This window comes from Paenibacillus sp. FSL M7-0420 (genome assembly GCF_038002345.1).
Taxonomy (GTDB): Bacteria; Bacillota; Bacilli; order Paenibacillales; family Paenibacillaceae; genus Paenibacillus_AQ.
On the sequence record NZ_JBBOCJ010000001.1, the window covers coordinates 5228893 to 5241695 of the forward strand.

Sequence of the window (12803 nt, forward strand, 5' to 3'; positions counted from 1 at the left end):
GTTTCTTCTTTAACGCCTCGTACTTCTCGATCTGCTTGTCTGCGGTCAGGTTGTAGATATCGGACGTATACTGGACGGTGGAGAGGTCGGCCTGGAAAGCTTCTTCCGCAACTCCGCCGCTAGTTCAGCCGTCGACTTCGTCTTCTTTTCCTTCGGTGCTTTCGGCGGTTTCTTCGGGTCCGGCGCGATGATGTCCTTCGTAAAGTCCTGCGATCCCGTCTCGACTTCGTTCGCCAGCTTCTCCATTTCACGCGCGGCTAAACGGCCCAAGAAGGGGCTCCTGCATCACTCGCCCGGCGGCAATTGCTTCCGCGCCTGTGAACGAGAGCCAGGAAGATGCGCGCCAATAAGCCGCCAGGTTATGGCCGCTCTCAGTCGTGTACGAAATGCCTATTAATAGGTTTATTTATCCTATCTGAACTACAGGAAATCAAGCAGGAATATCAGTAATGACCGCTTCAAACTGACGACGCGGTAGCATAGCCCTGAGCTCTGCAGTCTCATAAAAGTAAGCAAGGCACGCCGGCAAACTCGAACCTTCTTTAACTTCGTACGTCCTGCCCTCCTCGGTAAGTAGCATACGGTAGACGTTAGGCTTCTTTATAACCATTCCTCTCCGCCTTTGGTCGCGCTGCAGTATCTCGATAAAGCCGACGTCTCTCAGCTTTCCGATGTTCCGGAATGCCGTCTGCTTATCAATGCCGGTTGCCTCCGCCATTTGGTCGAACGTCATATAGAACGTACCCTCGTCGCTGCTCCATCGCTTCGAGTGGATTAACAACGCATAGGCCAGCGCCTTATGATTCTTCTGCGGACAGTTACGGATTATGCCGTTAATCTCGCCATAAGTAACCGATAGGTCGCGTTGCTCCATCGTTAGCGTCAGGTTCCTGTCGTACACGTACTCGACGCATTCCCGAAGATCCCGCGCGCAGAACTCGTAATCATAGGCGTAATACTCCGGGTTCTGCCAGGCAAACCATTCGTACATATTCGCGACCGCATCGTCCTTCTCAACGCCGTTGTGATTGAATAGGCGCGCTAATAGAAGGAACGACTTATGACGCTGACCAGGGCCGGGTAATCCGTTAACGTAGATGTCGGCAGCGCGTGATAGCGTGTAGCTTTCCGATTGATCGTACGTGCCGAGCTGCTTGTGCCGGCTGATCGCGGTTTCCATCTCAACGGCTGCGTGCGTATCCTGTGCGTATTCGTCACTAGCGGCGACGGTATCGAGAATGAACGCGTGGTCCATCTTTTCAATCGTAGCGAGGTAGGCCTCCGATTCTTCCGGACTCATGACGCGCAGCCCTTCCTCAACGCGGCAGAATCCGCAATAGTTGCCGGTCTTCTGATGCTTGCCTAGCGGTAACTTAACACCTTGCTGTCCGGAGGGCCGGAACTCAACCTCGCCGCCCTTAACCGCGCTAACCTCTGCGATTGAAAGCGTCAGGTCGAACAGCTTGCGGGTTACTTCGATAGATAGCGCTTTGTCGAAGAACACGTCAACGTGATAACCCTTATTCCCGCTGAATGAGATCACGTATTTATGTACGCTGAGGGAATCAAGTGCGGCCGCCAGCTTGTACGTAACCCATTTCGCCGTATCTAGGTCGGGGAAGTCTACGTCGAACGTTAGGAACTTCGTCAGGAAGCGACCGGCGAATGTGCCTACCGTCGTCTTACCGCCGACGTGGTTCGCCAGGTGGAAGCGACGCAGCGGCTTATCGCGTTCTGTAAATGTCGCGTAGTGACCGCCCCGGAACTGTAGGAGGTAGTGCGTATTTTGAATAATGTAGAGTTCAAACAGACGATCGACAGTATCAGCCATTATGCGCCGCCTCTCCGAGATTTAGCTTGTAGTATAGATTGCGCCCATCGCTAATCAAACGTAGAACGCCGGATACCTGCATATCAGCAGCGCACCGTCTCATTTCGTCAACGGAAAGCCCGGTCATATACGCAAGTTGCTCGTAAGTAACGGGCGTGTAGCCTTTTGGGATTCGGGTAGACCGCATTCTCATCGCTCCTTTTTGATTTGAGTTATTATTCGTAACTAGACAGACATAAAAAATAAACCCCCGCGCCGCCGGGCAGACGGTACGAAGATGATTTCAAAATTTGTCTTCGTACTAGAGGTCCGTAGACGTTACGTAATACAACCCTCTTTAGAAAACTAACGTAAACTTTCCTCTAAAAAGTTGAAACGCTAATTAATAATCCCCGTATAATCAGATATAAAACAAAACGGACAACCCCTCGCCCGATTAGGAGGAGTCGTCCGAATGAATCCAGCAGACTATTGGCGTAATCCACGTTGTTACCCGAATTGTTAGCGCAATCCGGCAAAGCGTTCCGCGTGGCGATTCCTACGTTTGCAACCGCAGGACACGGAAGTACATCGTATCGGCCGTCAACGTTCGAGCGCTGGCGATCGACGAAACGTTATGAAACGAGTTGTATGGATTACTCTACTACCTCCGTCGGAACCATCGGCGGCGCATCTACGGAAGCCGCGAGAGTAAACGCAAGGTAATCCAACGTGGTCATGTTACGCAAGCGAACGGCGAGTACAGGCAATGTCTCGCAAGATTCAAGCGCCAAGCCAGCGCCTACAATAGCGTAGATTCCGACTGTGGCGGTCGGTTCTACTACTGCAATCTCAGCGGCCCCATTAGCGTGATATAGCGCGGCCAGTTGACCGTTAAGCTCGGATACGATGATTCCTTGATGGAACTCGTCGTCAGCCGGGCTATTGTCGCTGCGCCATTGGATCGTTACTTCGTTGTTCATGCGTCCCCCTATACGTTTAAAGCCCGCCGGCTATGGTTTGTGCGGATTTCCGCGAAATGCCCCCGCGTGGGAACACGTTTCGACCGGTATCCCTCCGGCTGCTCATCGGGCGGAAGTGACGGCGAGAGACAACGCAATCCAGTTGCCGCCCTTCGTACGTATGTATAAGCGGCCGTTCATGCGTTTACCGGCGGTGTACGTCATAGGAACACCTCACGTACGAAAACGCCGAGCAATATAACGGAAGCTTTAGCGAGAGGCCATAACATTTTACGGAGTGCCTGGCGGCGCGGGTCGGGTACGTGGGGACTTCAACAGTGATTAACGGTATCAGATTGGGCATTGCGGTAATCCTCCTAATTGATTAAATGGTCGTGGTTTGATACGATGAATTTAATAAATAAATATATGTAAATTGAAACTTGCCGATGCTGAGAACGTACAATAGAGTGCAAGAGTTCTAGTCAACTAGTTGACGTGCGTTCTTGACGTCTACTATACACCCCCCTCGTCTTGTTGTCAACTAGGTGACCAACCTTATTAGGAGGAATTTTAGAGATGGTAATTAGGTTCACACTAGGTCGTTTGATGAAGGAACGCGGGTTAGAGCAAAAGGATATAGTCGAGATTACAGGGATAAGCAGAAACGCAGTCAAGGCGCTCGCTTTGGATGCAAATAATCGGATCGACTTTCCAACGCTAGACAAACTTTGCCGCAAGCTCGGAGTTACACCGGGGGAGCTAATCGAATACATAGACGAAGAGGACCGCGCCGAATAATTGGGCGGTCTTTTTACGTGGAATTACCCTGGAATTAGGCGTCATACCCCGACCTTACGCTAACCCTCGGTCGGCTCTTGCGCGGCAAATTCGCGGCTGTACGCAGGCAGAACGTGCGGTATGTGCGGACATAAGAAAAGCGCCAGCCCTAACGGATTGATTCCGCTAAGGCTGGCGCTCCTTGTTGTGTCTCACGTTGAATAAGCGTACAATGGCATTGAGTAAATTCTGCGGAGTGATAACCGTTATCTTGGCGGATGGCCGGTTATTTTAGCTCCGCTTTTTTCTGTCGATTACAAGTACCAGGGAAGCAAATGATATCATTAATGTCAGGGCTTGCTCTATTGTCAACACTGTCCTCACCTCCTTTATGATTGCGCGAAAATTCGTTGTTAGTAGAATCATTTGAGTTACCCTAAGCTTGATCCATGGCGCACATCCTTCGGAAACTGTAGCAAACCATGCTAATCTCGGGCAACAACGCGATGAGGCGGCTGCGAGCGTACAGTAGATTACGCCAGGGATAACGTTCGAGCTCGTCGAGGAATACCGCATGATTAATATTAGCCATTTCATAGTCTCCTTAGTCGACCTGACAAGCACGTCCTGTTATGCACGCGAAATCAGAGACTTTTTTCTGACGGTATAAAAGTCCGCAATCTCTGAAGCTAGGAGTTCCACTTGCTCCTTTGACAGCTCGCCGTCCCTCTCTACCGCCCAAAACTTTAGCCAGTCCTCAATAGTCGTCCCTTCTACCGCTCTCAGGAGATGCTCCTCCATCGACTTTGCTTCTTGGATTGTCTTTTCTACAAACTCGGCTTTTTCACGAATCTCAGCAAATATCTCTTCTATCCTCATCGTCGGGTACCCCGCTATAATGAGCATAGACTCCTCCTTGACCCCCAGCGCTTTGGCGAGGGAGATTACATTAGCCCGGGTGGGGAAACTCGTCCCTCTTTCTATTTTGCTAATCTGCGAAGTACTAATCCCTGACCGTTCAGAAAGAGCCTGTAGTGTAAGCCCGGCCCTCTTTCTAGCGGATCGAACAAACGTGTCTAGTTCAAATTCATTCTCTTCCATAAACTACCACTCTCCTCGTGCATTTATCCTAACATAACAAAAATCAAAGTTCAATATAAATTTGTTATGGAGAGATAAATCAAAACCCGCTCGCAACCTGCGCAGCCTCTTCGCGTAAATCCGTTTCTTGCACGATGCCCCAATTCGGCAGGTACACGATTTCAATGCGAGCACCTTCACTGCGTCCGCTTGACGAGCGAACACTGCACGGGTAGTATGCAGTTTTTAGAATGCGCGACGTGTGATATTGCCTACCTCCTTACGTTTTACAGCTTATAATTTTATCCTTAAAAAAGTCAACGCTTCACAAATTCGTCACATTTAGAGGTACTCCGCAATCTCCTCCGCCGACTCAGCTCGTTCCTTCCGCTTCCCTTCCGCCAACACCTGCGCCATGATACGCGGCAACATGTACGTTATCAAAAATCCCGCCGTTAATTGCGGATACTGCGCTGTTACACGATGTTCTGCAAAAGCGCGTTCGATCGTTTCGCGCAAGGGGCCCTCACCGTATAACGTTAGCGCACGTTTGATTACGCCCTGCTCGTAGCGATATCCGCCGGCAGTCGGAATGTACGGATTAGCTCCGTAGCGTTCACGGTTAAGGTCGATAATCTGAGTCATAACGGTTAGTGTATTCCAATCGGCGAGAGGTAGATTGCGCCAGTCCTTGCGCTGCTCGGCGGTAATACGCGGTTTAGCTGGCGCTTTACTCTCCGCCATTATTCCACCACCTCCGGAAAAAGGATCGGCTGCAGATCGCGGACAAGGCGCATTGCGAACGGATAATCTGCGAACGTTGCCGTTCCGTAACACTGGCCGCCTGGAATACGTGCATCATAGCAGATCGGAGGATTTCGTTTTCCTTCGCGTAGGTCAACGCCTCAATAGTGGCTGACTCCACGCGTATCGACTTGGACTCGGCGTCGAACTTCCAGTAATCGCGGTCCTTTTCTGCTTTAATCGCTCGTTCGATCGCGTGAGGCCAGGCGACCGGTGCCTCTTCGAAGAACTGCGTCGCTGCGTCCGATAGACTTGACGCTGTGTAGCCGCCTCCTTCATCGTAATACACTTCCGGAACCGCTGTGCATAATGCTAAGTCTGCGTGTAAATCACGTTGTGTTTCCGTTGTCAATCTTCAACACCTCCGATTATATATTTGATTCTAATACTGCGCAAATTCAAATTCGCCAAAAACACCATGCGGGCAGACCCGTCTTCACTCCGCAAAATACAATAATTTGTACGTTTTTAACGACAAGTTGTTCGTTTAAACTTGCTTCCTGTAGCTATTATCCGACATTTAACCATAATATGGTATATAATCAAACTCCCTATATCTCCCCTATACTCTTTTTTCCGCAATTTTTCATTTTTGAATTTCGGCCTTCCGGGCAACGTTTTATATCCATCCGCATTCATATAAGGAATTATTATCTATATTCTTCATCAATCTTCGTCAACACCTCCGATTATAAGTTAACGCCCTATTTCCGTAAAACGCCAAATTCGGCGATTTCATAGATTTCGAGCAAAACACCGTAGAGCATTGATAATCGTTGTTTCGCAACTAAAAATACCAATTTAATGTAAAAATCCTTCGTTAGACTTCGCCAAAGTGCGTACATCGTTGTAGATTAACACGCACAAATGCGGTCCAGAATGTCCGAACTCGTTATGTCTCGCGAATTCTCTCGCATCCTTACGATTTCATTTCCGCCCTCCCTTCGTATAATGTTCGATGATATGTCTAACTGTCTTCACTTACGCAGCCTCCCTTAATATCTGCGAAGATTTGGCGTAACCTATGCAGCCTCCCTGTATAATCCATTTGTGCGCAGATACAACCGGTAAGCCGCCTGCTCCCGCCGGCACATGGAGATCGGCGCACCCACCCGCAAGTACTCCGCTATGAACGTGTCATCCACGTCATCAAACGGCTGGCCGGTCGTGTGTAAGCGCCAGTGTACGAACCTATAGACGAAGAAAAAGCCGGTCGGCCCTAGCCTGGGCGTTCCGGCTTTATTTACGCTACTATCTCGGCTTTAATACATCGTGAATTACCGAATGCTCTGCGTGCTGCTCCTTAAGGGCGTGCTCAGTTGGCGTTGTATACCGCATTGTCGACCGCATATCTTTGTGACCTAGCATTGCGGCGAGATGGCGGAGTGAGCCTCCGTTATCCATGAACATTGTCGCGGCCGTGTGGCGTAATTGGTGCAGGAACACGTTAGCATCTATGCCCGCCTCCCTTGCGTATTTCTTGAAGCTCTCTCTCAGGCGGTCATCACGCAATCTCTTCCCCTGCGTCGTCAAAATATGTATTCAGATTCAAACTTCCTATTCTCGTGAATTAGTATCGTCAGGAGTCGTAGTGTGTAATCCGATAGGGGGACGGATCGCCCTTTTCGCGTCTTCACATCTTCCGCAGCAAAATGGACCATTCCGCGCGTGAAATCTATACTCGAAACTTTAAGCGATAGCAATTCGCCAGCCCTAACGGATTGATTCCGCTAAGGCTGGCGCTCTCTATTTACGCTTCTTTATATTCGTATTCCTTTTCGTTGTTGCCGTCAGCTTCTTAAGCGGACTCGACTTCGCATGTTCCACCTTCAAGTCCTCGTTAGCTAGCGCGACGTACCGCCGCGTCATTTCCATACCGCCATGGCCCAGCGTCTTCTGCAGCGTAAAAGCGTTCGCACCGCTACGTATATATTCGAGACTGAACGCATGACGCAGATCGTACGGACGAATGTGAACGCCGAGCTGATCGCTATACAGTTCCAGGCGGTCGCCCCACGTATGGCGGTTCATATGCCGGCCTTCATACGTGCAGAATATCGGCGTGTCCGGCCCCCAATCGTCAGGCCGCGCGAGTAGTAACTTCCGGATTGCCCGAACGGTCATGTCGGATATCGGAAGCGTGCGGCTTTTGCGTGCCTTCGCAATCTTCGCCGGTATGCAAATTTCCGCTGCTTTTTCCTTGAAATCAACGGGCAGTAAATGCAACGCTTCCGACGGTCTGATGCCGCAATCTAGCGTTATGAGGATGAGACAATAATCACGCAGTCCTGTGTACTTGTCTTGATCCGGTAGCTTCAAAAGCTCGCGGAGTATCTTCTCGTCGATGTTCACAACGCGCGGCTCGGCCTTCCGTTTCTTAATATTCTCGATCGGATTCGCGCCGATAATTCCGCGCTAAACGCACCAGCCGAAGAATGTCCGTAGATAAACCAAACGGTTGTTATACGTTGACGGCGCGATGTCCTCCGCTAAGTATTCGAACACCGCCTCCGCTAACCTGTCCGACGTAAACCACGCGCCAGGATAACGCCGCATAAACCGGCCTACGTGCTGCGTATAGTCGTTCTGAGTCAGCTCCGCCAGCCCCTCCGCGCGCTTGTATTCGAGGAAGCGCCCTAACGCCGATTCCCACGAATGATCCGCTCTAACCGTCTTAATTCTCGCCAAAACAAAAACGCCTCCCATTCGTAATGAACGGAAGGCGTTCGAGTCCTGTGCGTCAGCTAAACGCGTTCGCGCAAGTACACAGGATTAGCGTGTACCTGACGCTCATTTAACATTGATGCAACCGTGATTTAATGCGTAGTGCCGAGGACGGGGGTCGAACCCGTACGAAGGTCACCCTTCGCAGGATTTTAAGTCTTGAAGTAGCCCCTTTAGCTCCACATCTACACTAAGGAAAGATCGCACATAAATCCTTTAACCATGCGGGTTGAAGGCTATTTTTTGTTCAATACACTTTTACGTTCAGGGATTGGGATATGCAGCCATGTTAGCAAAAATGTTAGCAAATGCTGTTTCGAATGGCTTGTGCTTCTACTCCTTCTAAATGCACCTCATCGTTTCTTGTGGTGCATCGAGTGATATGGATGTAAAAAAATGAACTGAGAAAGGTATTAGTTACTGCCTCCCATAAATCACTTCGATTGAATACGAATTGAGTTATGTAGTCTCGAACTGTCTGCTCCACGCTTATCTTGTAGAGATAATCCATTTATTATTTTTGGTAATATAATCAGATTTGATAGCGATATTATTAGCGGATGTTCTCTTACGGAATATACTCATGATAATACCTTTTCCTCTTACTGCTTTCCGTTATGATTGAAAAGTGTAGACACTTCCCTGATCGTTGTGAAGCGTTACTCTTGGTAAGTTAGGCAACTGTATTATACAAACTGCTTGTGTTTTAACTTAAAAATGGGATATGTAATTTTATATCCTGCAAAATCCACTTCTTGTTCTTCACTCCAATAGTCATTATTCAATTTAGGAAGTAATATATCAGAGTTAACTTCCTGTATTAGATTAGCTAAGTTTCCTTTGTGCCTTTTTAGTAGATTTTCGAAATTGATCGTATCAAATATTTTAATATCTTCATACAAATGTGAACCTAAATTATTTTTCGAAATTACTGTAAAGCAGATAGTTAAGTTATTCGGTGCATTTTTCAGTCCAAAACATCTCCTGAAAAAATCACTAGTATTACTATAAAAATATTCTCTAATCTTCGTAATTTGAGAAAAACCTTTATTTATACCTTCATTATTTTTTCGTCCTTGTACATTTAAATGTTCAACAGTTGTGTCTGCTCGTGACAAATTTTTCAATTCTGAAACTATAATTGAATTACTTTTTTTGTCGTATAAAACCATATCGATATCCGTTAAGTTTTCATTTGAAGTTTCTTTTGGAATTTTTATATTGAATTTGCAATTAATATTTTCATATGATTTGAGCATTTCAACAATTTCATTAATTAGTGATTTCTCTTTAAAACTTTTATCACTAATCTTATATATCTCATCTAATAAAACAAGTGTATTTCGCTCAATATTACTATACAAAAACAACCCATGTGAAGTAATATAGCTCTTTTTTTTATTCACGTCCAATATTTCAATCAATGGAGTACAAATTACATCAAGTCTTTGCCCAGTCTTAAATGTTAGATCATCTATAATATATTTGATTTTTTCTAAAGACATATTAGTTAATTGATTTATTTTCCCGAATAAGTTTTCGCAATCAAGATACATAGGGTTGTAATCGTTCTTATATATGTCTAATTGTCTATTAAGTAATACATACGTATACACACTTAGATATACATCATAGAATTCATCTAAACTGTAATTATTAAATTCCAGCGTATTATCAAATTCTCGAACTTTTTTCAAGTAAGAATAGCGCAGAAATCTATATACCTCCTTAGGTGGGCCATCATCACCTTTTCTAAAGTTCAAACTTTCAAAAAGTTTTTTGTTATAATTTTGATTTCGATTGAGTTTATTATATAGATTTAAAGCCTCTAAGGCATAAAAAGTTTGATTATAATTGAATTGAACAAAGTCTTTATTTATTATGAAATCAGCCTTCCCATTACAGTACAGGATAAAATAATTTCTAATATGATTGTAAGTTTGTACATCTTCAAAGTATTTATCTAATTTGGTTAGTAAGTGAGTGTCTTTTCTACAGGAATCATTACATTGCTTAAATGCCAGTTTTAAAGAAGTATCCAGTATGTCCAACTCATGATGTATATCAGTCTCAGCTGTTATTTTTCGTGAAGCAATATCAAATCTCTCTTCAAATTTCAACAAAATACCTTGTATTAAATAAGATAAATTGTTTTTAAATAAATTTTTGTTTTTCATATAAAGCTCTATATCATTTTCAAACTTCTTATGTTCTTCACTAAGCATATGAGACCTCTCTTCTGATGACCCAAAATGATTATAAATATTTTCAGAAAAATGATAGCTAAGTTAGTATTGTGTGGAAGTTATTTTATCCTCTATAAAGAACTTTTATAATGCCTCTTCTTGACGGTTTAAAAGCCAGTACAAATAATAATTGTGTTCTTCATATTCATTCCATCTCTTGCCGAATTCCATTTTCACAAGCCATTGTGAACCAGTTAATTGCCTGAAATTTCTCATAACGAAGAAACTATAGAGTAATTCATATTCTTTAAGATGTCTGTATTTTTCATTAAGTAAACTAAATGCTTCAGAGTATATCTTATTTTCTAAAGTTATTATTTCTATTCCTTTTCTAAATTTGATGACAAAATCTCTATTCTCTTGATCCTCGAGATTATCATCATCAAGCTCATCAATCAACTGATTTATATCGTGATTTTCAATATATTCTGGTTCGCTACATGCAATAGAATAATTTCCAGATTTAGTATAGGTATTTCTATGATGGTTATTTAAATCGACTACTCTTTTGAAATTAGAATATTTTATTATTTGTTTTTTTATATATCTATCAACAAGTTCATCAACTTTGTGCAATGCAGGTGAAGCATATATTGCTAGAACTTTTGAGCCTAGATTATTATGTATTTCCATGAGCAATTCTTGTTGCTCTTTATAAATATTATAACGGTAATAAGGAGTATTCCAATAATGCCATTCGCTTGCTCTTGAATTTGTAAAATATTCAGGCCTTTTATATTGAAATAAAATGTTGGCTTTCATTTTCGGCAAGTCATTTATTTTTTTATTTAAATACTTTTCCATTATCTCGGCGATATTTCTTAATCTGCTTCCCGAATAATCAGAGGAGGAGCACCCCATTATTGACCACATTTTTGTATCAATTGAGTAAGCAGATGCATCAAATCCTAAATCTCCTTCTTGTACCTGTCCTAGTGGAAAATAGATATCAGACCGTTGTCCTAGTTCCAAATTAAAGTAATTTTCATACGTTTTTTCCTCAAAAGTTACTCTCATAGATTCACCTCTATATTGAGCTTCTAATACTCTAAGACATATATCACTACATTTCTATTAATAGTAATAGCTAAAAATTATCAATTCCATAAAAGTTAACAAAATGAAGGTTAGAAGGTTGCATTACTGCCATTATGTATGATAGCGGACCTAAAGAATGAGCATTTGGCACCAAATACTACCAATAACCGAAAACCTAAAACTTAAAAATTGGATCAAACGTTTTGCTTTACATCAGTTTTATAAACTATCACCAGGAGTGCTATAAAAAGATTCAAAGATACGGACAATCGTGAGAAGTTTAAAGAATCACATCGAGAAAATCACAATAAATCATATATCTCTAAACTTCGAAGCTTAGAATCTAAGTATCGGTTTACAGATAGATTCTTACTTTCATTAACTTTCGATTGACAATAATCATATATTTTACTTCCATTTCCTGTGAAATCTTGAATTAAGCTTTGGTTTATTCCTCTTTTTATCATCTCAATTATAGCAAACTTGATTATTCCTGTTGTATCTCCTCTTCCTGTAAATTGAACCAACGTATCTGAGATAAAAGAAGTCCCTTTAAGTTTTTCTCCATCGAAGCGAGTAAATAAAAAATTGTCTTTATTATCACAATCGCTTTGCATCTGTTTTTTTATTGCCACATATTCTTGAAGTTGTGTGAAGAGATTAATCGGCAGTCGAATGTAATATCCATTAATTCTTAATATTTGCTGTTTCAAATTTAAATCTGATAACCTAAGATTTATAATTACTTGGTATTTCGCTCCGGTAAATAACAGAAGTTTTATTATTATGCATGAAACGAAATCATTATATTGTGAAGGGTATTTTAATATCGAGTCTCCCTCTAGCAATTCTTTGATTTGCTGGTCACATTCAGATATTAATACTTCAACCTCTTCTTGTGTAAGTTCTGTTTTTGAATCTTTTTTCTCAAGATCACCACTTTCAAAAATTTCTTTTTTTATTTTGTATGTAAATGAGTCCTTGCTGTCATTGGATAAACTAAATGATTTAATTAAATTTGCATTCTGAATTATCAATTTTTCAGCATCATAAATGAATAGAAAATATCTTTTTATAACTGATATATAGTGCCAAGCAACGCTTTCACTATTAATTTTGTTGGCGATTATATAATAGTTTAGACTTTCAATAACTTCTTCTGTTTTCATTGCTTCAAGATATGATTTATAAGACTTATCATTTATTCCTTTATCAGAAACTAAGAACTTATAAAAAACCATTATTTTATTTTTGTATATTTCATATGAGCTATCTGATACTTGGTTCATAAAAAGTTCAATAGTTTCTTTAAAAGTCATAATATCACTCTTTCTTTAAGCAGTTTCAACTCAGTTTCAC

13 protein-coding genes and 1 pseudogene are annotated in these 12803 nt (G+C 43.0%); 1 reads left to right on the top strand and 13 read right to left on the bottom strand.

Features of this window, described 5'->3' with window-relative positions:
* Nucleotides 1-45 precede the first annotated feature (45 nt).
* The 3 genes from MKX51_RS22240 to MKX51_RS22250 form a co-directional block, all read right to left on the bottom strand.
* Nucleotides 46-270: a hypothetical protein gene (locus tag MKX51_RS22240; protein WP_340993916.1), complete on the bottom strand. Its 225-nt coding sequence runs from the start codon at nt 268-270 to the stop codon at nt 46-48.
* 160 nt (nt 271-430) lie between these two features.
* Nucleotides 431-1831 (bottom strand): hypothetical protein, encoded by a 1401-nt coding sequence (locus tag MKX51_RS22245; RefSeq protein ID WP_340993917.1) that lies wholly within the window; start codon nt 1829-1831, stop codon nt 431-433.
* A 635-nt stretch (nt 1832-2466) separates the two neighbouring features.
* A complete protein-coding gene (locus MKX51_RS22250; protein WP_340993918.1) occupies nt 2467-2793 on the bottom strand; it encodes a hypothetical protein in 327 nt (108 codons plus the stop codon).
* Between the two features lie 588 nt (nt 2794-3381).
* Here MKX51_RS22250 and MKX51_RS22255 point away from each other — a divergent pair.
* A complete protein-coding gene (locus MKX51_RS22255; protein WP_340995680.1) occupies nt 3382-3573 on the top strand; it encodes a helix-turn-helix domain-containing protein in 192 nt (63 codons plus the stop codon).
* Between the two features lie 609 nt (nt 3574-4182).
* On the opposite strand, the gene MKX51_RS22260 is transcribed toward MKX51_RS22255, so the two are convergent.
* The 10 genes and pseudogenes from MKX51_RS22260 to MKX51_RS22295 form a co-directional block, all read right to left on the bottom strand.
* A complete protein-coding gene (locus MKX51_RS22260; RefSeq protein WP_340993919.1) occupies nt 4183-4653 on the bottom strand; it encodes a helix-turn-helix domain-containing protein in 471 nt (156 codons plus the stop codon).
* 321 nt (nt 4654-4974) lie between these two features.
* A complete protein-coding gene (locus tag MKX51_RS22265) occupies nt 4975-5376 on the bottom strand; it encodes a hypothetical protein (protein WP_340993920.1) in 402 nt (133 codons plus the stop codon).
* Complete coding sequence (locus MKX51_RS22270; protein ID WP_340993921.1) at nt 5363-5788, bottom strand: hypothetical protein; 426 nt, start codon at nt 5786-5788, stop codon at nt 5363-5365. Before MKX51_RS22270 ends, MKX51_RS22265 begins: the two co-directional genes overlap by 14 nt.
* An 899-nt stretch (nt 5789-6687) precedes the next feature.
* Nucleotides 6688-6969, bottom strand: a complete 282-nt coding sequence (locus MKX51_RS33255) for a tyrosine-type recombinase/integrase (protein WP_445322028.1) — start codon at nt 6967-6969, stop codon at nt 6688-6690.
* A pseudogene (locus MKX51_RS33260) lies at nt 6966-7142 on the bottom strand (tyrosine-type recombinase/integrase); the annotation flags it as partial. The pseudogene MKX51_RS33260 and the gene MKX51_RS33255, both read right to left, overlap by 4 nt.
* A 40-nt stretch (nt 7143-7182) precedes the next feature.
* The gene (locus tag MKX51_RS22275) at nt 7183-7788 is read right to left on the bottom strand and encodes a tyrosine-type recombinase/integrase (RefSeq protein WP_340993922.1); all 606 of its coding nucleotides are present in this window, start codon (nt 7786-7788) and stop codon (nt 7183-7185) included.
* Nucleotides 7789-7851: 63 nt separating this feature from the next.
* Entirely contained in the window at nt 7852-8124 is a 273-nt protein-coding gene (locus MKX51_RS22280) for a hypothetical protein (RefSeq protein WP_340993923.1), read from the bottom strand.
* Between the two features lie 722 nt (nt 8125-8846).
* Entirely contained in the window at nt 8847-10385 is a 1539-nt protein-coding gene (locus MKX51_RS22285; RefSeq protein WP_340993924.1) for a hypothetical protein, read from the bottom strand.
* A 105-nt stretch (nt 10386-10490) separates the two neighbouring features.
* Complete coding sequence (locus tag MKX51_RS22290; RefSeq protein ID WP_340993925.1) at nt 10491-11423, bottom strand: hypothetical protein; 933 nt, start codon at nt 11421-11423, stop codon at nt 10491-10493.
* A gap of 323 nt (nt 11424-11746) precedes the next feature.
* Entirely contained in the window at nt 11747-12763 is a 1017-nt protein-coding gene (locus tag MKX51_RS22295; RefSeq protein ID WP_340993926.1) for a hypothetical protein, read from the bottom strand.
* Nucleotides 12764-12803 lie beyond the last annotated feature (40 nt).